This window comes from Pedobacter sp. B4-66 (genome assembly GCF_018492665.1).
In the GTDB taxonomy this organism is placed as follows: domain Bacteria; phylum Bacteroidota; class Bacteroidia; order Sphingobacteriales; family Sphingobacteriaceae; genus Pedobacter.
On sequence record NZ_JAFVME010000010.1, the window covers coordinates 394360 to 419305 of the forward strand.

The following is a 24946-nucleotide window of genomic DNA, read 5'->3' on the forward strand; positions in this document are numbered from 1 at the left end:
TTTCAAATAGTTAGCTCATTATTTTTTCAAATAACTGCAAAAAAATATTTACACAGGGTAACGTGCGATTAAAACAACATTTACCCAACCAACTTATTACTCAAACTAAATAGAATAACACACAAAACGAATGCGCCAATTAAAACGTACAAATAATCACGTTCAATTAAGAAGCTAAAAATTGAAAAAACTACACGCATTATAGGTGTAAATATCAGTAACAGAATACCAAATTGAATCATGGCACTCCCTTTTAAATCACCCAATTCAATGAAAATTTCAGAGATTGTAGAGAATCCGGTCTTAGCAGAATCAAATTGGCTATAGTTTACTATTTCAGAATGATTGAACGTAAGATACACCAAACCTCCAATAAAAACCACTGACATAGAAGCAATTACGCCAACCCTAAGCAACGTCCCCAGGATAATCTGAATATCCCGATCAGCGAAGAAATTCTTATTTTCTTTACTCATAATTTACCTGTTACTCCATTATAAATCATTTGTAACGCTAAAAAAGCTACAACAACAGCAAAAATAACTTTAAGCTTATCTGTTTTTGTTTTCACTAAAATCTTAGAACCAACTGTAGCCCCAGTTAGAACACCTAATGCGACAGGCATCGCTATCCCCGGGTCAATCTGCCCTCTATGTAAATATACAACAGCACTGGCCGCGGCAGTAACCCCCATCATGAAATTACTTGTTGTAGTAGATACCTTAAATGGTATCCGCATGATGTTGTCCATTGCTATCACCTTTAATGCTCCAGAACCAATCCCTAGCAATCCAGATATAATACCCGCAACAAACATCATTAAAAAGCCGCCTATTACATTATGCACAGCATAATTCTTCATTCCATTTTCAGTTGGATAAGCACCATTGAGTTTTAAAAAAACAGCGAGCTTCCCAGAGGTATCATTATCAGAATGATCAACCTTCTTTCTAACCATCATAGCGGCTGAGAATAAAAGAATTATACCAAAGATTACAGCAATGTAACTTGGGTTAATAAACACAGTGATAACGGCTCCTATAATTGCACTTATTGTTGTAGCAATCTCTAAGAACATTCCAATGCGGATATTTGTAATCCCCTCCTTCACATACGCAGCAGCAGATCCTGAAGAGGTGGCTATAACAGAAATAATTGAAGCACCTATTGCATAATGAATATCAACACCTAACACCAGAGTTAATAATGGTATAATTATTACCCCGCCACCCAAGCCGGTTAAAGACCCAACTAATCCTGCAACGAAAGCTCCAAGCAAGACAATAATTGTAAATAGTAATACCGACATTGGTACAAATATACTATCTCCGAACAAAACACAATAAAATTAAAATATGAATGTTAAATTAGACGTGATTCAGTTCTGAAATACTGAAACTGAATAAACCACTTCTATTGTTAAAACAAAATATCACCAATGAAAAAAATCTTACTACCAATCATCGCCATTCTATTAATGAGTATTTCTGTCCAAGCGCAAATAAAGGCAGACTCAACTAAAATTGATCCTACTTTAACAGGTCAATACCAACTAATGCTTTCTAAGTCTAAAACTCTAAATGGATATAAACTGGTAAATCCAAGCAGGTTATCTTTATTCTGGAAAAATGTTAGAGATAGCTTAGCTGTAAATCAAAAACAATTAGTAGTAACCAGAAAAAAAATCCAGGACCAGGGCAAAGAGATCTCTGAACTTAATAAACAAATTACAGGAACAGAATCATCACTTGCCAACTCCAATGCCAAACTCAATGAAATCAACTTTTTGGGAATAGGTTTTACTAAAGGCAACTATAATCTTTTTGTGTGGGGCCTAATAATTACGCTAGCCATTGCCTTAGCCTTCATCATCCTAAGATCAGCAAAGCATATCCACGAAGCAAAGTACAGAAGCACCTTGTATGAAGAAATATCTCAGGAATATCAAAACTATAAGACCAAGGCTAATGAAAAAGAAAAGAAGTTAGCCAGAGAATTGCAGGATGAACGCAACAAATTAGACGAGTTTAAAAATCGCGGGAAATAACAGTAGATAAACAAAAAGCTATAATACAAAAAGGCTCCTTGAAAATTAATTTTCAAGGAGCCTTTTCTTTACCGTTAAAGTATAGTTAAACTTTAATTTCTACTTCAACACCGCTAGGTAATTCAAGTTTCATTAAAGCATCAACTGTTTTAGAGTTAGAGCTATAAATATCTAACAAACGTTTGTATGCGCATAATTGAAACTGCTCACGTGCTTTTTTGTTCACGTGTGGTGAACGTAAAACTGTGAAGATTTTCTTTTCTGTAGGCAACGGAATTGGTCCGCTAACCACTGCACCCGTAGGTTTAACAGTTTTTACGATTTTCTCAGCAGATTTATCTACTAAGTTGTAATCGTAAGATTTCAATTTAATTCTGATTCTTTGGCTCATGGTATTTATTTAATTAAGGCGCCGGTTAGAGCTATTAATAACCGGCAGCCAATTTATTTTTAATCTACAGATTTAATTCTGCCTTTTGATTTAGCAATTACTTCATCCTGAACGTTTTTCGGAGCTGGTTCGTAATGATCAAACTCCATTGTAGAGGTTGCACGACCAGAAGTAATGGTACGTAACTGAGTTACATAACCAAACATCTCAGAAAGAGGTACAGTTGCTTTAATTACTTGAGAACCATTACGTGTATCCATACCTAAAAGTTGACCACGACGACGGTTCATGTCACCGATTACATCTCCCATGTTTTCTTCAGGAGTAAGGATCTCGATTTTCATGATTGGCTCCATCAATACTGGATTACACTTAGGTAATGCCTCACGATATGCCATTTTAGCTGCAAGTTCAAAAGATAAAGCATCTGAATCGACTGCGTGGAATGAACCATCAATTAAGCGAACTTTCATGTCTGGTAGTGGGTAACCAGCCAATACTCCATTAGCCATAGATGCTGCAAATCCTTTTTCTACAGAAGGGATAAATTCACGAGGGATTGATCCACCAGTGATTTCGTTAACGAACTGCAATCCACCTTTTTCAAAATCAGCATCGATAGGAGAAATAACAACTTGGATATCCGCGAATTTACCACGACCACCAGATTGTTTTTTGTAAGTCTCACGATGTTGAACTGATCCATGAATTGCTTCTTTGTAAGCAACTTGTGGCGCTCCTTGGTTAACTTCTACTTTAAACTCACGTCTTAAACGATCGATCAAAATATCCAAGTGAAGCTCACCCATACCTGAGATTACAGTTTGGCCAGTTTCCTGATCAGTTTGAACTCTAAAGGTAGGATCCTCTTCAGCTAATTTACCTAAACCAATACCCAATTTATCAACGTCAGCCTGAGTTTTAGGCTCAATTGCTAAACCGATAACTGGCTCAGGGAAGTCCATTGACTCAAGAATGATTGGGTTTTTCTCATCACAAAGTGTATCACCCGTTTTGATATCTTTAAATCCTACTACAGCAGCAATATCACCAGCACCTACATTAGGAATTGGGTTTTGCTTGTTAGCGTGCATTTGGAAGATACGAGAGATACGTTCTTTATTTTCAGAACGTGCATTATATACGTATGAACCAGCATCTAAGTTACCTGAATAAACACGGATAAAGCACAAACGACCTACGAAAGGATCTGTTGCAATTTTAAATGCTAAAGCTGCAAAAGGCTCATTAACATCCGGTTGACGAGTTACTTCTAATCCAGTTTCTGGGTTAGTACCTGTGATACCATCCACATCCATTGGCGAAGGCAATAATTCCATTACCAAATCAAGCATGGTTTGAACACCTTTGTTTTTGAAAGATGAACCACAAACCATAGGAACGATTTTTGCATCTAAAGTAGCTTTACGTAATGCATCAAGAATTTCGCGCTCAGTGATTGAGTTAGGGTCTTCGAAGAATTTCTCCATCAACGACTCATCATAATCAGCAACAGCTTCTAATAAATTCTCTCTCCATTGAGCAACTTCTTCAACCATATCAGCAGGAATTGGAACCTCAGTAAAGGTCATTCCTTTATCGTGCTCATTCCAAACAATACCACGGTTATTGATCAAATCAACAACACCGGTAAAGTTATCTTCAGAACCGATTGGTAATTGCAATGGTACAGCATGACTGCCCAACATATCTTTAACCTGCTTAACAACTTTTAAGAAGTCAGCTCCAGAACGGTCCATTTTATTAACGAAACCAATACGAGGAACTGCATAGTTGTTAGCTAAACGCCAGTTAGTTTCAGATTGAGGCTCAACACCATCAACAGCTGAAAATAAAAACACCAATCCGTCAAGTACACGTAATGAACGGTTTACCTCTACGGTAAAATCCACGTGTCCTGGAGTATCGATAACGTTTACCTGATATTTATTACCGCGGTAAGGCCAGAAAACAGTAGTAGCAGCAGACGTGATTGTTATCCCACGTTCAGCTTCCTGTACCATCCAGTCCATGGTAGATGCACCTTCGTGTACCTCACCAATCTTGTGGTTTACCCCAGCATAATAAAGGATACGCTCAGTAGTTGTGGTTTTACCCGCATCAATGTGAGCCGCGATCCCGATATTTCTAGTAAATTTTAAATCTCTTGACATTATAATAATTTCAAATATTAGAAACGGAAGTGAGAGAACGCTTTGTTAGCTTCAGCCATTTTATGCGTGTCTTCTTTTTTCTTAACTGCTGCACCTTCACCTTTAGCTGCTGAAACGATTTCACCTGCTAATTTTTCTTTCATGGTTTTTTCACCACGTTTACGTGCATAAGAGATTAACCATTTCATGCCTAAAGCAATCTTACGGTCTGGTCTTACTTCTGTAGGAACCTGGAAGTTAGCACCACCAACACGGCGTGACTTAACCTCTACTGCAGGCATTACATTAGCTAAAGCACGTTTCCATACTTCTAAACCGTTCTCACCAGCTTTTTTCTCAGCTAATTCAACAGCATCGTAAAAAATTGAATATGCGATAGATTTTTTTCCATCGTACATCATATTGTTTACAAAACGGGTCACCTGAACATCGTTAAATTTTGGATCAGGAAGGATAATTCTCTTTTTTGGTTTTGACTTTCTCATTTTTCTTTCCTCCTAATTATTTCTTTTTACCTTTTGTTGGTGCCGCTGCTACTTGTCCTGGCTTAGGACGTTTAGTACCATATTTTGAACGACGTTGGTTACGACCAGCAACTCCTGAAGTATCTAAAGCTCCACGGATGATGTGATAACGTACACCTGGTAAATCTTTAACACGTCCACCACGGATCAATACGATTGAGTGCTCCTGTAGGTTGTGACCTTCTCCAGGGATGTAAGCATTAACCTCTTTACCATTGGTTAAACGTACACGCGCTACTTTACGCATTGCTGAGTTTGGTTTTTTAGGGGTAGTGGTATATACACGTGTACATACACCTCTTCGCTGTGGACAGCTGTCCAACGCTGGAGACTTACTCTTGAACTCCAGTGCTACTCTACCTTTTCTAACTAATTGTTGAATGGTTGGCATTGTTCTTTTTTGTTTTTCTTATTTTATTATTTAAAAACTTTACCCCTCAATAAGGGACTGCAAAGGTAAGACAATACATTTTATAAATCAAGGGGTTAACACAAAATTATTACAGCTCTGCAATTAATCCTCATCTAAGCTACCTATTGGCAACCACGGCATTACAGATGTATTTCTTCATTTAAACATCCAGACAAAGACATAAAGCTGCCAGACATCTGGATTCTACCACCGAAAAAAAAGGCTCTAACTAGAGTTGTGTTAACAAAAGATTAAGATACAGAACTAAAATGCGTAAAAACAGTGTTTTATTAGGCTTTAGTCTGACCTGAGTCTAAGGAGAGTCTGACCTGAGTCTGACTTGAGTCTAAGGCGTTATAGGGTATTAATGGAATGTATTCAGATACAACTTCTCTACTTTTTTCCTTGCCCAGTCAGTCTTACGTAAAAACTTAAGACTTGAATTCATTGTAGGGTTATTGTTAAAACAAGCAATCTTAACAAGAATTCCCAATTCTTCCCACCCATAATGCCATACAAGTTGTTTTAGAATAAACTCGAGTGTTTTTCCGTGCAACGGATTATTTTTCTGCTCATCGATGGCCATGCTGCAAAAATAATAAGAATAACTAAATTTGAATACAAATAAAAATATATGAATTTCAAACTAGGAGACTTTGTTCGTTTTGTAGACGAGAACTTAGAAGGGTATATCACCAGAATTATCGATAAAGATACTATTGGTGTTACTGATGCAAATGACTTTGAGATACCTGTTTTGGCATCTAAAGTAACATTAGTACACGGAGAAGTTCCAGACGACGATATTGTAACCAATCGTCCCATCGCGGTTATTCCGCAAGCTGAGTTTATTAAAGATGGTGTATTTCTTGCCATTGTAACCGATCAGCACAGTAATTCGGTAGCACACTTTCACATTGCTAATGAAACATCCTTTCAATTACTGGCTAGCCTGACTACAGAAAAAGGCGGGAATTTTAAAGGTGAGTTTGCGAATATCATCCCTCCCCACTCCACTAAAAAGATTTACTCAGACCAACTTGGAGATATACAGATTTGGCCAAAATTTAATATCGAGGTGCTATTTCATACAGCGGCTAATGTTGAACCAAAACCACCGATCATATTAAACAGAAGTATAAAAGGAAAGGATCTTTCAGTGGCAAAAGAAGACATCAGTTTGCTAAAACAAAAAGGATGGTTAATTCGCCTTGATGAAGCGGAAACATTAATTGATGCTCAAAAATTAAAAGAAAGCTTTTTCAAAGGCCACTAAACATCCTATAGCAATCAATTTGATCAGAAATAAAAATCCGGTTATGAAAACAAATCATAACCGGATTTTTACCTTATTTTTTCTTCCATTTATTGTTATCACTATCTATATCCGGCAATAAATTTTCAGGATCTAGTGTAACCGACACAACTTCTTCGGTTGTAGGATAAGGAACCGTCCAAGTGTTATTTCTCATCCAAACATCTACAGGAATCTTTATCTGATCAGTTTTTCCGCTTTTGGTTTTAATCTCCAAAATAATCGGCATTGGCATTTTTTCCAGATTGGCGACTACTATGTTATAGCCTCTAGCTTCTGCCCTGTCAGATTCCGTTACACTAACAATAGCCTGATCCATTTTCCAATTTTCCAGGAACCAACCTTTCCAAAACCACGAAAGGTCTTCGCCAGCACCATTTTCCATTGAACGGAAAAAGTCATCAGGCATAGGATGTTTAAAAGCCCAATGATCTATATATTGTCTGAAAGCATAATCAAAACGGTCTGCTCCTAGCACCACATTTCTTAAAATATTTAAACCCTGAGCAGGTTTGTAGTATAAGTTTCCACCAATATTGCGTTCTTTCATCGCATCCGGACTCAACATGATATACTCTACTTCTGGATTTTGCAGTTTTTCGGCAACCTTGTGCATATCTTCAGGAGCCTTTCTGTATTCGCCATTATTAAAGGCAGAGGATGATATCCCATTAATAAAAGTATTAAATCCTTCATCCATCCAGCCGTACTTACGCTCATTGCTACCCACAATCATAGGAAACCAGGTGTGGCCAAATTCATGATCTATAACTCCCCATGCGCTGCCTTTTTTTGCGTTCCAACCACAAAAAACAATTCCAGGATATTCCATTCCGCCAACATTACTAGCCACATTTACCGCCATTGGATATGGATACTCAAACCATTTATTAGAATAATGTTCTATTGATGTTTTAACATATTCTACAGCTCTGCCATAGCCATCACTCCCATTACTTTCAACAGGGTGTGCCGAAACAGCCAACGACTTCTTACCACTTGGCAAATTAATACGCGCCGCATCTAAAACAAATGCTTTTGATGAACCCCATGCAACATCCCTGGCATTTTTGATTCTAAATCTCCAGGTCAGTTTATCTTTAGCAGGGCGAGATTTAGGATCTTTAACTTCAGACTCCGATCTTATTGTGATTGTTTTATCACTTGATTTTGCTTCATTCCATCTCTGCAATTGCTCTGCTGTAAAAACTTCTTGTGGATTTAACAATTCGCCTGACCCCATAACAATATGATTTGCGGGAGCTGTTACAGCGAAATCATAATCGCCATATTCACAATAGAACTCCCCTGCTCCCCAGTAAGGCAAAGTATTCCACCCTAAAACATCATCATAAACACACATACGAGGGAACCATTGAGCTATAGAGAATATCTCTCCATTTTTAGTTGTTAAATGCCCCATACGGTCAGAACCATTAATAGGAACAACAAAAGAAAAGTTCATTTTAATGGTAACCACATCCCCACCAGCAGCCATTGGCTCATCCAATCGGATCTGCATACGTGTATCTTCAATCAGGGAAGTGAACTTAACCGGCTTCTGCTTTTGTGAAACAGATAATCCTTCTATTTTATATCCCCCGTTTAATTTTTCTCCCCTGGCTCCATATCTACTTCCTGCTGCGATTAATGATGCGCCTCTGGATTCTGGAGAAAACAAATTCTGATCTAATTGCAACCATAAATAAGGTAGCTTATCCGGGCTGTTATTCTTATAGGTAATGGTAACAGAACCTGTTATTGTATTATTTGCATCATCAAGATTTGCACTTATGGTATAATCTGCATGATTCTGCCAGTATTTTGGCCCTGGGTAACCACTTGCCGACCTATATTCATTTCCATTTTTTGTATAAAACAGTGGACTAAATGCAGCATGGGCGTCGTAATTACTAGAATTTGAATCTGTTTGCTGTGCAACTGTAGTCAAAGCAAATGCACACAACAATACCATTAGTATGGTTGACCTGTAAGACATATAAAAGTTTAAGTTAAAGATTTAGGATTAAAGATATAAAATACCTTTAATCCTTAGGTAATGTAACGGGTTTATTAGTTTTTCTTTAACTTGGGTACTTGGGGTGGTTTTCTTTGAGATGGAGGTAGTTTTAACCATTTATGATAAGCCTGAACTGTATAGAACTTATAGTTAAAAGGTCTGGTTGCTTGTACAATACCAACAGTTGGGCGATACAAGGTCATGAAATCTTTTAACTCCTGTCCTTTTAATTTTACCAGATCAGACACATATGCTTCCGTAAAAACACTATTTATTTCGGCTTCATATCTATCTTTTTCCTCTAACTCTTTCGCCTTAGCCTGTTGCTCTTTATACTTGCCATATCCCAAATTGAGTTTAATACCACCTGCTTTAGAAACATTAGGCTTACCTCTATAGTCATCAGCTTCAACCCGCTTAAATTCTTTGGCTTCTGGATCTGGGCTTAAAATTGTAGGGTTTATTTTTGCACTCAAAATCTTTACTTCCTTCAAATTGGTTGAACTTGCCGGAAGGTATACTGTTTTCGGAGAAAGGTTTGTAACATATAGTGTATCGTTATGATACCCATTTAATGAAAACTCTAACACATCACCCACTTTAGCAGCAAGTGCAAACTTACCGGAAGCTTTTGTTTTAGTATTTTGATTATTATTAAGGTTCCTAACATTTACTTCCTGTAGCGGTAATGTTTTTATTTCAAAATCATAAACAGTTCCCAAGAGGGCATCTTGTGCCAATACCGCTCCGGGAGCAAATAGAATCAGCATTAACAAAAGTTTTTTGAGCATATTCAAATATAACGCAGTTTAAAGTATGCGTTAATTATTTAACAAATATTAACAGCAAAATGTTCGGACTTAATGACGTATTTTTTTCTTAATTCTATTTTAAAATGTTTTGGTAATTTTCTTCGTTAAAGCTAACTAGAACAGCTTTTCCATCTACCTCTACTACTGGACGTTTAATAGCACTGTTATGGATTAACAAAACCTTAATGGCAGTTTCTTTGCTATTTACTTCCTGCTGTTCTTCAGCACTTAGTTTTTTCCAGGTGGTCCCTTTTTTATTAAGCATAACCTCCCAACCAAAAGTATCACACCACTCATTTAATTTTTCGGCAGTAATGCCCTTCTTTTTAAAATCATGAAATTCTGGTTTAAATCCATTTTCAGTCAACCAGGTCATGGCTTTTTTAACTGTATTGCAATTTGGTATTCCGTATACGATCATATTAGCAAACTTAAAAAAAAGATTTCAAATCATAATTCATCACATTTTATTAAGGTTTCATCACATTTTAAAATTTAAAAGAAAAAGCCTTTGTAGTATTGCTCCATCAAAATTAATCAACAATCATTAACCTCTTAATTTTACATAAATGAAAAACCTAAACGAATCAACAAAAATTGAGCTATGGACAGCAACAGCGCTCATCATATTTGTCTTTATATTTTCAGCTATCCAAGCCGTCAACATCCATAGCACTTTCCCACAGCCTATTCCATATGAACCTAACTTCTGGGTAAATATGCTGTTTAGACATATCATTTCTGCCACCTGTTATTTTCTTCTTGCATTATTTGTTAAGCCTGAGCTACAAAAAAAGGACACCAACCCCTCGAATGCTATTTTCTTCGTTTATACGCTAATTCAGGTTTGTGCTTTTACAAACCTTATTGACCACTATCTGCTAATCTTACTGTCTGTAAAAATGATTGCAAACTATTTCAGCAGAGAACTTCAAAATAAAAAAAATCGGTTTCACAGCGACATTACCGTTTTATTTGCAATAAGTATATTTCTGCAGGCTTGCTCACTATTACTTAACAATCCAATAATTATCAGAGCTTCGTTCTTCTTTATTTTACCAATTGCAATAGCAAATTATGCGATCCTCGTTTTCGCTGTAATCCCCAATTTGATTGATAAAAAATATCGTTTATTAAAATTTTCAGGCTATTCATTTCTTACCACAATTCTTTCTTTAGGTATACTAGTGTTTTTGTTTAGCATATTCGATTCCATAGAAAACAGCGATATTTTAGGCCCATTAATGGGAATCAATCCTGCTATCCAACTTTTCATAGTTCCAATCTTTGCCTGGAACGTCTATAAATCAAGAAACCGAAAAAACATTGAAGAAATCACATCCTTAAAAACTGAACTTGGTAAATCTGATGCCACACTTAACTTCCTCAAATCACAGATTAATCCTCATTTCCTATTCAATGCGCTAAATACACTTTATGGAACCGCATTACAAGAAAATGCCGAACGCACAGGAGAAGGCATCCAAAAATTGGGAGACATGATGCGTTTTATGCTTCAGGAAAATGTAGAGGATAAAATCTCACTATCACGGGATGTTGAGTATTTAAACAATTACATTGCACTTCAAAAACTAAGAACTTCAGCTTCTTCAGATATCACTATTGAAACTCAAATTGATGAACAGCTCAATGATTTTCAAATAACCCCCATGCTCCTAATCCCATTTGTTGAAAATGCTTTTAAACATGGCATCAGCCTCAAATATCCATCCCATATTAAAATCACACTACAAACACACGAAAACAAGCTGTTTTTTGACGTTCACAATAGCACACATCCTAAACTAGACAATGACCCGGAAAAATTAAAAAGCGGGATTGGCCTACAAAATGTAAAACAACGTCTGGCACTTCTGTACCCCAATAGTCACGAATTGATCATCAGAGAAAATGCAAAAGAATTTTTTGTCCACTTAACACTTCAGTTGACCAATAATCACTAATTTTAGTGCATGATTGCTATTGCAATAGATGACGAACCCATTGCCTTGGATGTAGTAAAAGTACACGCATCTAAAGTACCCTTTATTGAATTGAAAGCGACTTTCACAAACGCATTTGAAGCTATCGCTTACTTGCAAAAAAACAAAGTAGACTTAATTTTTCTTGACATAAAGATGCCTGATATCAGCGGTATTGATTTTCTAAACATCTTAACAACCCCTCCAATGGTGATTTTTACCACCGCATACTCTGAACATGCGGTCAAAGGTTTTGAATTGGATGCAGTTGATTATTTATTAAAACCATTTTCGTTGCCCCGCTTTTTAAAAGGCTGTAACAAAGCCCAGGAAATTTATAACCTTAGAAATCAATTAGAAAGTGAAGAACAGCCCGCAACAATTTTTATTAAGGATGGCTATGAACAAATAAAAGTACATATTGAAGACATTCTATTTATAGAAGCTTCGGGAAACTACACACTTGTACATCTTACCAACAACCCTCTTCTAAGCACTAGAATACCTATTAGCGATATGCTATTGCTATTACCTGCAGGCAAATTTGTTAGAACCCACCGTGCTTTTATAGTCGCAAAAAATAAAATTACCAAATTTGATCGATCACAAATCTGGATCAATCAAGAGACCATTCCAATCGGAGTAACTTATTCTCAATGTTTAAGAGAATTCCATTAAATTTATATTTAAATAGTTACCTAACTTGTCTTAACAAGCACTATCATTGTATTTATTTTTTAATTACTTCTATACTTATTAACTTATAATATGTTTAAATTATCTTTTAAACAACAGGTATTAACGGGATTCGCAGTGTCCTTGTTATTTGTTTTGGTATCTGCAATTACATCATATCTAAGCATTGATAAGCTAAGCAAAGATACAAAGTGGCAAAGCCATACCTATGACGTCATCAACTTAGCAAAAGATGTTGAATTTCAGGTTTTAAATTCTGAAACAGGAATCCGCGGATTCGTTTTATCTGGAGATAGACAACACCTCAGTCCTTACAATCTTAATTCTTCAAAAATTTTACCAACGATAGCTGAATTAAAAAAAATAACAAGTGATAATCCCGAGCAACAAATCAGGATTGATTCTCTAAATCAGTATGCCCATGTTAAGATTGATGAGATGAGAGAAGTGTTGCATATTTATGATTCTAAAGGAAAAGAAGCTGCCGCTTTAAGAGTAATGAAAGGTTTAGGCCAATTTTACAAGAATCAGATATTAAAAACAGGGAATCAGATTATTCAAGTGGAAATTCGATTACTCGAAAAAAGAAAATCAGCGATTATTGAAAGCGGTAAACAAAGTGAATGGGTAGTTTTAGCAAGTGCTGTAATTATCTTTTGTCTAATCCTTTTTCTATTCTCTTATATCAGAAAAACTTTTGATCAACAAAAACTGACAGAAAAACAGATAAGAGATTCGAACATTCAATTAGAAAGGATTTCTGCTGAAAATGAACAAAAAAACTGGTTGCTTTCTGGAGCAACAACTGTTAACGAGGCCATGCGGGGTGAGCAAGAAGTTGAAGAGATGTGTACTAAAATAGTAACATCAATATGTAACTATATAAATGCTCCTATGGGATCGTTGTTTTTGGTGAACGGAGCAAAAAAGACTATTAAGTTTATTACTGGTTATGCATTCGAAATCACAAAAGGTTCTATAAAAGAATATCAATTTGGTGAAGGGCTTGTTGGTCAAACTGCATTTGAAAAGCAACCAAAACTCCTTAGCAATGTCCCAACTGATTACATTAAAATCCAATCAGGTTTAGGAAATACGCTACCTAGCTCCATATTCCTTCTTCCAATATTATTTGAGGATGAAACGCTTGCCGTAATAGAGTTAGGTCTAAACAAAGAACCGGACTCATCTGTATTATTATTTTTAAATACAATATCTGAGAGTATTGGGGTAGGAATAAATAGTGCTGTGGCACGAGTTAAACTAAGGGCCTTATTTGAACAGACCCAACAACAAGCAGAAGAGCTGGAAAGCCAACAAGAAGAACTGCGTACAACAAACGAAGAGTTAGTATACAAATCCGAACAACTCCAGGCATCAGAAGAAGAGCTTAGGGTTCAGCAAGAAGAACTACGCCAGACCAATGCCGAACTTGAGGAAAAAGCACAGTTGCTTGAGGAGCGTAATATCCTTGTAAACCAGGCCCGCGAGGCAATGAGTTTAAAGGCAGAAGAGCTCGAAATTTCCAGTAAATATAAATCTGAATTTTTGGCCAATATGAGTCATGAATTAAGAACACCATTAAATAGCATTTTAATTCTGGCAAGAATATTAAAAGAGAACAGACCAGAGAATTTAAATGAAGATCAAATTAAATATGCTGGTGTTATACACAACGCCGGTTCCGATCTTTTAACACTTATTAATGATATTCTCGACCTTTCTAAAATTGAGTCCGGTAAAATAGATCTTACAATTGAACCTGTTAAACCTGATTCCATTAAACAAGACATGGAATCATTGTTTGGTGAGCTTGCCAGAAGCAAAAAAATCACATTTAAAACTACCGTTGAACAAGGTTTACCAGCAGCAATACTCACAGACCAATCAAGAGTTGAGCAAATTGTAAAGAATCTATTATCAAATGCTTTTAAATTTACTCCTGAGCACGGCGAAATATCACTCAGTATAGAAAACACGCCAAGAAACACTCACTTTTATTCTGAGCAATTAAAAAATTCTAACAAGAATATAATAGCAATTGTTGTAAAAGATACTGGAATTGGGATTCCGGAAGATAAGCAGAAGTTAATCTTTGAGGCATTTCAACAAGCCGACGGATCGACAAGCAGAAAATATGGAGGTACCGGTCTTGGATTATCAATTAGTAAAGAACTTGCTTACATACTTGGCGGTGAAATTCAGGTTCAAAGTGAACCTGGCTTAGGAAGTACATTTACATTATTTATTCCGGAAGAAAATCCAATAAATAATCCTCAGCAAATAATTAATCACTTAAGCGAAGAAGTTAAAGTTACTCCATCTGTTCAGGAACCAACATTACTTCCAGTTAAAAATAGCACTACTCAAACCTTATTAATTGTTGAAGACGATGTTGTTTTTGCAGATGTGCTAAATGACTATGCTATTGAAAAAGGATTTAAACCACTTCTCGCCCATAGTGGAGATATTGGGCTTGAAATGGCCATTTCGCATTTACCAGATGCAATTGTACTTGATATTATGCTTCCGGTTATGGATGGGTGGACAATACTTAAAAAGCTAAAGGCAGATCCAAGAACTAAACATATCCCTGTGCACATGATGTCGGCGGGTAATGAAAAAGAAAGCAAAGCTAAAAAAGAAGGTGCAATAGGCTTCCTTAAAAAACCTATTGAAAAGGACCGACTTGATGAGGCATTTGAGTTGCTTAGCTCTGCTTATATAAAATATAACTTTAATACTGTACTGGTAATTGAAGATCAAGAACTACATAGCAAAGTTTTAACCCAGCAACTTACAGAAAAAGGTGTAGATGTAAAACAAGCTTTTACCGGTAAAGAAGCACTAGCATTTCTAGATGAATATACTTTTGATTGTATTATTCTCGATCTAAAACTTCCAGATATTTCTGGTTTTGATTTATTGGATATGATTAAGGCAAAACCAGCCTTGGTTCATGTTCCTGTAATCATAAATACAGCGATGGAATTAAGCGACGAAAAAATGGCTCATATTATGAAATACACTGAAGCCATGGTTTTGAAGTCCAACAAATCAAATGACAGATTAATTGATGAAGTAAGTCTTTTCATGAACAAACTTAAGCAAGACGACAAGCTTACTGTTCAAACGCAAAGTAAAAGTAAAGGTGCCGCTACCATTGAAAAGGCATTAAAAGATAAGACCGTGCTAATTACGGATGATGATATGCGTAATATTTTTGCGCTATCAAGTGCATTGCAACTCTATGATATGAATATTGTAATTGCAAATAATGGACGAGAGGCACTTGAAAAACTAGCGGAATCTGAACAAATCGATCTTGTTCTTATGGACATTATGATGCCTGAAATGGATGGTTACGAAGCAATGAAGGCAATCAGAACAGAGAAACGATTTGCAAAACTTCCAATCATTGCCTTAACTGCAAAAGCGATGAAAAATGACAGAGAGAAATGTATCGAAGCCGGTGCAAATGATTACATTTCTAAACCAGTAGACATGGACAAACTGTTATCAATGTTAAGAGTTTGGCTAAGTTAAGTATGAATCATCCATCAGATACCATAACATACGAAGAACTGACAAACCTGGTTGATTTTATCAGGAACGTCCATGGTTTTGACTTTGGTGATTACTCGGCCGCTTCTCTGAAGCGTAGGGTTACCAGAATTATGCAGCTTCAAAAACTGTCTCTTTTTGATTTAAGGATACTTTTAACAAACGACCCAGATTACTTTGAATCGTTTTTAGTTGAGGTTACTGTAAATGTGACGGAAATGTTCAGAGATCCTCAATTTTATAAATCTGTGGCTACTAATGTAATCCCTTACTTAAGATCTTATCAAAGAATTAAGGTTTGGAACGCAGGTTGCTCCACCGGTGAAGAACTTTATTCATTTACGATATTGTTCTCAGAAGAGAATTTATATGAAAGATGTTTTTTTTATGGAACAGATATTAATGTGGACGTTTTGGAATATGCCAGAGATGGCATATACGATTTGCAAAAAATGAAGCAATATTCTGAAAACTTCCATAAAACAGGAACTATACATACGCTATCAGACTACTATACGGCTAAGTATGATGCTGCAAAAATCAATCATTCTTTAAAAAAAAATGTATTGTTCTCAGTCCATAATCTAGCTTCGGATGGTGTTTTCAACGAATTTCAAGTAATATCGTGCCGCAATGTTCTTATCTATTTCAATACAGAACTACAAAAAAGAGTAATTGAACTATTTTACAATAGTTTAGCTAATTTTGGCTTTTTATGTTTAGGTTCAAAAGAGACTTTGAGAAGTACAGAACTAGGGCGGTTTAAAACCATTGATAAAAAAAACAACATTTACCAAAAAATAGGTTAAGCATTAACACTCAGATTAGATACACCATGGAGAAGATTAACATATTGATTGTTGATGACAGACCTGAAAATATAATAGCGCTTGAGGCTCTATTGCAGAGAAATGATATTAATTTAATAAGTACAACAAATCCAAATGAAGCGCTTAGAATATCCTGGGAAATGGATATTGCCATAGCCTTAGTTGATGTTCAAATGCCAGAAATGGACGGCTTTGAGCTTGTTGAAATACTAAAAAGTAACCCTCGGACTAAAGACATCTTGATCATTTTTGTTACCGCTATTTCTAAAGAAACAAAATATGCAGTAAAGGGATTAAATACAGGTGCGGTGGATTATTTATATAAACCTCTTGATCCTTTTATTACCTCGGCAAAAGTTGATTCATTTATACAGTTTGTAAGAAATCAACGCGAAATTAAGGCTAAGAATAAAGAACTTGAGGCTTATCAGAAAGAACTCATAAAGGCTAAGGAAGAAGCTGAACAAGGTAAAAGAATAAAAGAAAACTTTCTTGCCAATATGAGTCATGAAATACGTACTCCTATTAATGGGATTATTGGTTTGGCTCATTTGCTAGAAAGAACAGAATTAACAGAGGAGCAAAAAGAAATGATCTCTTTACTTGAAATATCTTCTAGTTCATTATTGGGTGTTATTAATGACATATTGGATTTATCAAAAATCGAAGCAGGTAAATTTAGAATTAACCGAACTCCTACAGACATTGTGAACATATGCAATTCAGTCATTAATCTTTTACGCATAAGAGCCAAAGAAAAAAAACTGGACTTAGATATTGAAATAGATCGCGAATTGCCTACTCATGTTCTTGCAGATTCATTACGCTTAAATCAGATTTTAATGAATCTGATTGGAAACGCAATAAAGTTTACCTCACAAGGTGGCGTTACCTTAAAGGTAGAAATTATAGACCATAAGGGTAACAATATTAAAGTTCGCTTTTCTGTATTAGATACAGGAATTGGGATAGCTCCGGAGAATATTGACAAAATATTCGAAACCTTTGAACAAGCCGATGAGCAGACTACTGTGAAATTTGGTGGCACCGGCTTGGGCTTATCTATAGTGAAAAATCTGGCTAAACTTAAAGGTGGTCACCTTGAGGTATTTAGTGAGGAGGGCAAAGGAAGTACCTTTTGTTTTACAAACTGGTATGAGGTTGTAAAAGAGGTATCCCCTGTTCAGAAAGTTATTAAAGAAAACTTCACTCCCTTTAATAACATTAAAGTTCTTGTTGCTGAAGATAATCCCATTAATAAATTCTTAATCGTGAAAATCTTAAAAGATTGGATGATTGATACAGATGTTGTAGAGAATGGTAAAGATGCAATCAATAAGCTTAAGGAAAATCATTACGACCTTATTCTTATGGATACATTTATGCCAGTATTAAATGGACTGGATGCTATAAAGCTGATAAGAGAGGGTTATGCTAAAGGAAAGGAAAATATCCCAATTATTACTTTCTCTGCAGCAGTTATGGAAACCGATACCAAAACAGCTATGGACGCCGGCGCAAATGATGTAATAAGTAAGCCTTTTGAGTTGGTAACCTTGCACGAAAAAATAACCAAATACACCACTACTTATTAAAGGCAGTCATTGTTTTTGCTGGCCCAATAGTTACAAAACTTTTAATTAATTCAATGCTAGTATCTATAAGTGCCGGCAACTCCGGTTGCTCATCCTTATCAAAATTTGATAAGACATAGTCGGCTTGTCTACCCTTTGGAAAATCATCACCAATACCAAAACGTAATCGTGGGTAGCCTTGTCCCCCGCATAAGCCCTCAATGCTTCTTAGGCCATTATGTCCGGCGCTACTTCCTTGCATTTTTAATCTAAGCTTTCCCAAAGGTAAAGCAAGATCATCTACAATTACCAATACATTCTCTAACGGGATTCTTAGTTCATGCATCCAATAATTTACAGCCTTACCGCTTAAATTCATAAAAGTTGTAGGCTTAATTACGTGCAATTTTTTGCCTTTAAACGAAACTTCAGAATAATAAGCAAGTCGTAAATTTGAAAAAGTACCTCCCAGCTGTTTAACTAGCTCGTCTGCTATATTAAATCCGATATTATGCCTTGTGTACGCATATTCAGGGCCTATATTCCCTAAACCAACAATTAAGTATTTCATTATTGCAAAGATAATAGTTTACGCGACATAGGATTTCTGTTAGTCTATTTTCATAAAAAAAGCAGCACTAATTATCTTAGTACTGCTTTTTTTATGTTTAGCTAATTCGAATTATTTCTTGTTAGCTACTTGTTCTGCTTGTTTTAACGCTCTTGACATACCAACTGAAACGATGGTATCTTCAGGAGTGTTAGTAACAACGTATTCACCTTTTTGAAGATCACGAACGCGGAATAGGTTACCTACTTCTAATTTCGCAATACTAACTTCAATAGTTTGTGGCATGTTTGCAGGCAATGCTTTAACACGAAGTTTACGTAATTTTTGAACTAGTTTACCACCCATTTTAACACCTGGAGAAGTTCCGGTTATTTTAACTGGGATTTCCATAAGGATTTCTTTGTCATCAAATAACTGAAGAAAATCTACGTGTAATAATAAGTCAGTTAATGGGTGAAATTGTAATTCTTTGATGATAGCTTTGATTTTTGAACCACCTAAAGTGATCTCAACAAAGTTAGCTTCAGGAGTATAAATAGCATCCTTTAATTCAGTAGTTACTACAGCAAAATGTGCTTGTTCTTTACCACCATACAATACTGCAGGAACTTTACCTTCATAGCGAAGCTCTTTAGCATCGCGTTTCCCTACGTTCTCTCTTGGAGAACCGCTAATTGCGATTGTTTTCATTTTTTGTTGTTTAAATGTGTTGAAACCTTGCGATCTCTATATTATAATTATTAATACTAAACGTTAAAAAGATCACTAATTGAACCATGTTCGTTCACATTAGCAATTGCTTTTGCAAATAATGGAGCTGTTGAAAGCACCCTTATTTTTGGACTTTCCTGTTTCAAAGGAATAGTATCTGTTACAATCAGTTCGGTTAACATTGAGTTTTCTATGGTCTCATATGCTTTACCTGATAATACAGGATGTGTACAAACCGCTCTAACACTTCTCGCACCCTTTTCCATGATTAAAGCAGCAGCCTTAGCCAATGTACCTGCGGTATCACAAATATCATCCATTAGAACCACATCCAATCCCACGACATCTCCTATGATAGACATAGATTCAATCTCATTAGCACGTTTACGACGTTTATCGCAAATCACTACCTCTGCATTAAAGAACTTAGCAAAAGTACGTGCACGGTAAGATCCACCCATATCCGGAGAAGCAATAGTCAAATTTTCAAGCCCTAAACTTTTGATATAAGGAACAAAAATTACTGAACCATCAAGGTGATCAACCGGGATATCAAAAAATCCTTGAATCTGAGCAGCATGTAAATCCATGGTCATGATCCTGTGGATACCAGCTGATTTTAAAAGATTTGCTACCAATTTGGCGCCAATAGCTACCCTTGGTTTATCCTTTCTGTCCTGTCTTGCTAATCCATAGTAAGGTACAACCGCTGTTATATAATGTGCAGATGCTCTTTTAGCAGCATCAATCATTAATAACAACTCCATTAAATTATCAGAAGGCTGGTAAGTAGACTGTATAAGGAATACATCACATCCCCTTACTGTTTCATCATATGAAGGTTGGAACTCACCATCGCTAAACTTGCTTAAGGTTACACTACCGAGTGGTTTGCCGTAACTTTCGGCAATTTTATGGGCTAAATCTTTAGTGCCGCTACCGGCGAAAAGTTTAACGGGGTTAAATTGCAATGGCATTATTGAAAAGTTTCAATACTGATTAAAAAAAATCGGATTGTGGTTTAATTCACAATCCGAATATTGTTTAGTTGTCCGACCTGGATTCGAACCAAGACAAACGGTACCAAAAACCGTTGTACTACCCTTATACTATCGGACAATCTCTCATTTAAAAACGGTTGCTTTGAAATGGGAATGCAAATCTACGCACATTTTTCAATTCTGCAAGGGCTGAACCAAAAAAAAATAAAATAATTTACCTCAACTCGTTTTCGTCATTTATTACTCCCAATAAATCAAACAGTTAATATCTCTCTTTCTTCAAATATTTTTTTTCTTTTATAAGCACGAATGCGGCATACTGCCTCAGATTCCGTACAAAATCAGATTTTAGTCCTCTATATTTTTAAAATCTCTAACTCTATAAACACAATAAAATTTACAAACAGACACTAAAAAATCTCTTCTTAGCCCGTTTTATTTTCAAATAAAACTCCGGATTAATGACATTTAAGACAAAGCACACCAGATTTTCTGTAGTATTATGGCTAGTCTGTTTTAGACAAGGTAGTGGCAAAGCCCCAACAACTTCCCAAAAACAGACTACTTGTCGTAATAACAATAGACATTTACATTATAGGGATAAGTTAAATTTGTTAAAGCCGCCATTAGATTATACGATTATCAATCTTATTCTTTATTTTCGGAGGCAATTAATCGCCTTTATATTAGTAACTACTTGATATCGAAATGAATTATTCAAAAATCAATAACATTACCGGTTGGTTCTGTTTTGCCATTGCTACTTTAACCTACATTTTAACACTGGAGCCCTCTGTAAGCTTTTGGGATTGTGGCGAGTTCATCGCTTCTGCTCTAAAAATGCAGGTGGTACACCAACCAGGTGCACCTTTGTTTTTAATGATACAACGCTTTTTCTCATTATTAGCATTTGGAGATACTACTAAAGTAGCTTATTTCATGAACGTTGGTTCTGCAGTTGCTAGTGGTGCTACTATCCTATTCTTGTTCTGGACAATCACTGCGCTGGCCAAAAAGATTTTAGTAAAAGCAAACGAAGAGATATCTAAAGCTAACCTAATCTCGATTATGGGGGCCGGTCTTGTTGGTGCTCTTGCCTACACTTTCTCTGACAGTTTCTGGTTCTCTGCTGTTGAGTCTGAAGTATATGCTTTATCTTCATTATTTACAGCTATTGTTTTCTGGGCAATATTAAAATGGGAAGCTCATGCTGATGAGCCTCGTGCTGATAGATGGTTACTATTTATCGCCTATATTATGGGGCTATCTATAGGTATCCACTTACTAAATTTATTAACCATACCTGCAATTGCTTTTGTTTACTACTTTAGAAAAACTAAAAAGGCAACAACTTCAGGTGTTGTAAAAACAGCAATAGTTGGTATTTTAATTTTAGCATTTATCCAATACGGTATAATTCAATATGTAGTTTCTTTTGGCGCTTATTTTGACTTGTTCTTTGTCAACACTTTAGGTTTAGGCTTCGGATCGGGTGTTATCTTCTTTGCGCTATTATTAATAGCAGGCTTTGTATGGGGTATTAGATATTCTATAAAACACCAAAAGAAAATCTTAAACCTTGCGCTACTATCTACAGTACTTATAATATTTGGTTATGGATCATTTGCAATGATCATTATTCGTGCTAAGGCTAATCCAAACTTAAATAATAGTAATCCAGATAATGCTTTCTCATTTTTAGGTTATCTAAACAGAGAGCAGTATGGTGACCGACCTTTACTGTTCGGTCCGAATTATAACTCTCAAAAAGTTGATATTAAACAAGGTAAAACTATATACAGAAAAGGTGCTGAAAAATACGTAGCTGCCGGTAAAAAAACCGATTACGAGTACGATAGAACTACACCATTCCCAAGGATGTATAGTGATGATCCGCGCCATGTAGCATATTATAAAGATATGATGGGCCTGGACGACACCCATTTCCCTAATCTAATTGATAATATGGGGTTCTTTTTTGGCTATCAAACCGGCCAGATGTATATGCGTTATTTCATGTGGAATTTCGTCGGCCGACAAAATGATGAACAGGGACAAGGAAGTCTTTATGACGGTCAATGGTTAAGCGGCATTAAGCCAATAGACGCTATGCGTTTGGGTGATCAGAGTCACTTACCTCCAACTATTGTTGATAATAATGCTTACAATAGGTTCTTCTTTCTACCACTTATACTTGGATTAATTGGTGCGATATGGCATTTCCAACGTAACCAAAAAGATGCAGGTATTGTAGCCCTCTTATTCTTCTTTACCGGTATGGCTATTGTGTTGTATCTTAATCAAAAACCTTTGGAACCAAGGGAACGAGATTATGCTTATGCAGGGTCCTTTTATGCCTTTGCCATTTGGATAGGCTTGGGAGCTTTGGCCTTAAAAGAGTGGCTATTTAAAAAGTTAACTCCGGCAACCGGTGCAGCTTTGGCAACAGTGGTAGGGTTATTTGCGGCTCCAGTTATTATGGCTGCACAAGGATGGGATGATCATGATCGTTCTACAAAACTTGTTGCTCATGATATAGCGGTCGATTACTTAGAGTCCTGTGCCCCGAATGCAATCTTATTCACATACGGCGATAACGACACCTACCCTCTTTGGTACATACAGGAGGTTGAAAATGTACGTCCAGACATCAGACTTGTAAACCTAAGCTTATTTGATACAGACTGGTATATAAATGGCATGAAGCGTAAGCAAAATGAGTCTGAGCCATTGCCTATTTCAATGAAAGAATCTCAATATGTACAAGGCACAAGAGATGTAATGTACTATCAGGATTATAAAATTAATGGTCCGGTTGAGTTAAAAAATATTTTTGAGGTATTAACTTCTGAAAATGATGAAGATAAAGTTCCTTTAAATGATGGTACAAAAGAAAACTTTATCCCTACTAAAAACTTTAAACTTACGGTAAACCGTGCAGATGTTATTAAAAATGGTGTAGTTAGTGCTGCAGATTCAGCTAAAATTGCTCCGGTTATTGAGTGGAAATTCAATAAAAATTATGTCACTAAAGGTACCTTAGCAATGATTGACATTCTAGTTCATAATGACTGGAAGAGACCAATCTATTTTGCTAGTACTGTACCGTCAGAGCAATATAACGGCTTAGATAACTATTTATACAATGAAGGTCTGGCAATACGCTTACTTCCATTGAAATTAGACACTACTGCAGGAAAAACCGACCTTGTTAATACTCCAGTTCTATACAATAACCTAATGAACAAATTCAAATGGGGTAATGTAAAGAATGCTCGTTATCTTGATACTCAATCTGCTGATGATGTATCCATTTTTACAAGTATGTTTAATAATGCCATTACAGGTCTTATTAAAGAAGGAAAAATTGAGGATGCTAAAAAGGTAGCAAATCGTTATTTCGAGGTAATGCCTGATAGATTTTACGGCATGCGTTCTATGATGGGAGCTTACTATATGGCTGAAAACCTTTACGCTCTAAATGATACCAAAAGAGCTAATGCATTGATTGAAAAGTCGGCTGATTATATACAGAAGGAACTTACCTACCTGGCAGATATATCTAAAAGCAAAAACAAATATGTTGGCGGACAGAATGTACAGATAGGTATGTCGTTCTTAAATCAAATGGCAAAAATCACTGAAGCGAATAAGGAAGTTAAATTGAGTCAAGCTTTGACAAAACAATTTAACGAACTAGAGGGGCGGTTCTCTCAGTACTTTGCACAACAGTAAAGCTCGCATTCTGCTCTTCGGCTGCATTAATTTGGCTCAGAAAAAGAGCCAAAAGAACGCTAGGCCGCTTCGCAAAAAACTCGCTTTCTAGTTCCAAAAAGCATAATGATAAGTTTCTGGTTAATAAGCCAGAAACTTTTTTTTGTCAAAACTCTATTGTAGATTCAAATTTAACATTGATCAACACATAGATATTTACTTAATTGGTTCTGAGGTGTTTTAGCCCGACAAATGACTTATTCCCCGACTAGGGCTGAATAGATAAATAAAAAAGGCTTGCAATTTTAAAATTGCAAGCCTTTTTTATTTATCTATTCTATTGATCCTTTGAACTAATTATTGACCGCGTCTTTTTTGTTTGTCCCTTTCAACTTGCTACTCCAAGTTGTGTTTTTAACCTTAGGGCGGTAAAAAGCGAGTTTTCTGCGAAGCGGCCTAGCGTTCTTTTGGCTCTTTTTCTGAGCCAAATTAATGCAGCCGAAGAGCAGAATGCGAGCTTACCCTTCTACAACCACCCCCATTGCGCAGAATTTATCAATCCTGGCAGTAATCATTTTCTCAGTTTTTTCTTTCGTAAGCACTTTCAA

At 36.1% G+C, this 24946-nt stretch carries 21 protein-coding genes; 8 read left to right on the forward strand and 13 right to left on the reverse strand.

Annotated elements, in window-relative coordinates; translation table 11 throughout:
* Positions 1 to 80: 80 nt before the first annotated feature.
* Complete coding sequence (locus J1905_RS18715) at positions 81 to 476, reverse strand: DUF1634 domain-containing protein (RefSeq protein WP_214228749.1); 396 nt, start codon at positions 474 to 476, stop codon at positions 81 to 83.
* Positions 473 to 1309, reverse strand: coding sequence for a sulfite exporter TauE/SafE family protein (locus J1905_RS18720; RefSeq protein WP_214228750.1), 837 nt, complete (start codon positions 1307 to 1309; stop codon positions 473 to 475). Before J1905_RS18720 ends, J1905_RS18715 begins: the two co-directional genes overlap by 4 nt.
* A 129-nt stretch (positions 1310 to 1438) precedes the next feature.
* Here J1905_RS18720 and J1905_RS18725 point away from each other — a divergent pair, with 129 nt between their 5' ends.
* On the forward strand, positions 1439 to 2047 hold the full coding sequence (locus J1905_RS18725; protein ID WP_214228751.1) for a hypothetical protein: 609 nt from the start codon (positions 1439 to 1441) through the stop codon (positions 2045 to 2047).
* Between the two features lie 85 nt (positions 2048 to 2132).
* On the opposite strand, the gene rpsJ is transcribed toward J1905_RS18725, so the two are convergent.
* From rpsJ to J1905_RS18750, 5 genes are all read right to left on the reverse strand, one after another.
* Positions 2133 to 2438: a 30S ribosomal protein S10 gene (rpsJ, locus tag J1905_RS18730; RefSeq protein WP_008244591.1), complete on the reverse strand. Its 306-nt coding sequence runs from the start codon at positions 2436 to 2438 to the stop codon at positions 2133 to 2135.
* Between the two features lie 59 nt (positions 2439 to 2497).
* Positions 2498 to 4612: an elongation factor G gene (gene fusA / locus J1905_RS18735; RefSeq protein WP_214228752.1), complete on the reverse strand. Its 2115-nt coding sequence runs from the start codon at positions 4610 to 4612 to the stop codon at positions 2498 to 2500.
* 17 nt (positions 4613 to 4629) lie between these two features.
* Positions 4630 to 5097, reverse strand: coding sequence for a 30S ribosomal protein S7 (rpsG, locus tag J1905_RS18740; RefSeq protein ID WP_108205134.1), 468 nt, complete (start codon positions 5095 to 5097; stop codon positions 4630 to 4632).
* Positions 5098 to 5113: 16 nt separating this feature from the next.
* Positions 5114 to 5527 (reverse strand): 30S ribosomal protein S12, encoded by a 414-nt coding sequence (rpsL, locus tag J1905_RS18745; RefSeq protein WP_008244597.1) that lies wholly within the window; start codon positions 5525 to 5527, stop codon positions 5114 to 5116.
* Between the two features lie 385 nt (positions 5528 to 5912).
* A complete protein-coding gene (locus J1905_RS18750; protein ID WP_214228753.1) occupies positions 5913 to 6134 on the reverse strand; it encodes a VF530 family protein in 222 nt (73 codons plus the stop codon).
* Between the two features lie 48 nt (positions 6135 to 6182).
* Here J1905_RS18750 and J1905_RS18755 point away from each other — a divergent pair, with 48 nt between their 5' ends.
* Complete coding sequence (locus J1905_RS18755; RefSeq protein WP_214228754.1) at positions 6183 to 6824, forward strand: DUF8465 domain-containing protein; 642 nt, start codon at positions 6183 to 6185, stop codon at positions 6822 to 6824.
* 73 nt (positions 6825 to 6897) lie between these two features.
* On the opposite strand, the gene J1905_RS18760 is transcribed toward J1905_RS18755, so the two are convergent.
* From J1905_RS18760 to J1905_RS18770, 3 genes are all read right to left on the reverse strand, one after another.
* Positions 6898 to 8862: a M1 family metallopeptidase gene (locus J1905_RS18760; RefSeq protein ID WP_214228755.1), complete on the reverse strand. Its 1965-nt coding sequence runs from the start codon at positions 8860 to 8862 to the stop codon at positions 6898 to 6900.
* 74 nt (positions 8863 to 8936) lie between these two features.
* Entirely contained in the window at positions 8937 to 9653 is a 717-nt protein-coding gene (locus J1905_RS18765; protein ID WP_214228756.1) for a hypothetical protein, read from the reverse strand.
* A 115-nt stretch (positions 9654 to 9768) separates the two neighbouring features.
* A complete protein-coding gene (locus J1905_RS18770) occupies positions 9769 to 10116 on the reverse strand; it encodes a Spx/MgsR family RNA polymerase-binding regulatory protein (protein WP_214228757.1) in 348 nt (115 codons plus the stop codon).
* 148 nt (positions 10117 to 10264) lie between these two features.
* Between J1905_RS18770 and J1905_RS18775 the strand changes: the two genes are divergently transcribed.
* From J1905_RS18775 to J1905_RS18795, 5 genes are all read left to right on the forward strand, one after another.
* Entirely contained in the window at positions 10265 to 11659 is a 1395-nt protein-coding gene (locus tag J1905_RS18775; RefSeq protein WP_214228758.1) for a sensor histidine kinase, read from the forward strand.
* A 9-nt stretch (positions 11660 to 11668) separates the two neighbouring features.
* A complete protein-coding gene (locus J1905_RS18780; RefSeq protein WP_214228759.1) occupies positions 11669 to 12355 on the forward strand; it encodes a LytR/AlgR family response regulator transcription factor in 687 nt (228 codons plus the stop codon).
* A 90-nt stretch (positions 12356 to 12445) separates the two neighbouring features.
* Positions 12446 to 15919 (forward strand): hybrid sensor histidine kinase/response regulator, encoded by a 3474-nt coding sequence (locus J1905_RS18785; protein ID WP_214228760.1) that lies wholly within the window; start codon positions 12446 to 12448, stop codon positions 15917 to 15919.
* Between the two features lie 2 nt (positions 15920 to 15921).
* Positions 15922 to 16746, forward strand: coding sequence for a CheR family methyltransferase (locus J1905_RS18790; RefSeq protein WP_214228761.1), 825 nt, complete (start codon positions 15922 to 15924; stop codon positions 16744 to 16746).
* Between the two features lie 26 nt (positions 16747 to 16772).
* Positions 16773 to 18362 carry a hybrid sensor histidine kinase/response regulator gene (locus J1905_RS18795; protein ID WP_214228762.1) on the forward strand — a complete coding sequence of 530 codons (1590 nt, stop codon included), beginning with the start codon at positions 16773 to 16775 and terminating at the stop codon, positions 18360 to 18362.
* Here J1905_RS18795 and pth read toward each other — a convergent pair.
* From pth to J1905_RS18810, 3 genes are all read right to left on the reverse strand, one after another.
* Positions 18352 to 18912 carry an aminoacyl-tRNA hydrolase gene (gene pth, locus J1905_RS18800; protein WP_214228763.1) on the reverse strand — a complete coding sequence of 187 codons (561 nt, stop codon included), beginning with the start codon at positions 18910 to 18912 and terminating at the stop codon, positions 18352 to 18354. The two genes, J1905_RS18795 and pth, sit on opposite strands and share 11 nt — an antisense overlap.
* Positions 18913 to 19023: 111 nt before the next feature.
* A complete protein-coding gene (locus tag J1905_RS18805; RefSeq protein WP_214228764.1) occupies positions 19024 to 19602 on the reverse strand; it encodes a 50S ribosomal protein L25/general stress protein Ctc in 579 nt (192 codons plus the stop codon).
* 56 nt (positions 19603 to 19658) lie between these two features.
* The gene (locus J1905_RS18810; RefSeq protein ID WP_214228765.1) at positions 19659 to 20600 is read right to left on the reverse strand and encodes a ribose-phosphate pyrophosphokinase; all 942 of its coding nucleotides are present in this window, start codon (positions 20598 to 20600) and stop codon (positions 19659 to 19661) included.
* 732 nt (positions 20601 to 21332) lie between these two features.
* On the opposite strand from J1905_RS18810, the gene J1905_RS18815 reads away from it, so the two are divergent.
* Positions 21333 to 24359 (forward strand): glycosyltransferase family 117 protein, encoded by a 3027-nt coding sequence (locus J1905_RS18815; protein ID WP_214228766.1) that lies wholly within the window; start codon positions 21333 to 21335, stop codon positions 24357 to 24359.
* Positions 24360 to 24946: the final 587 nt, after the last annotated feature.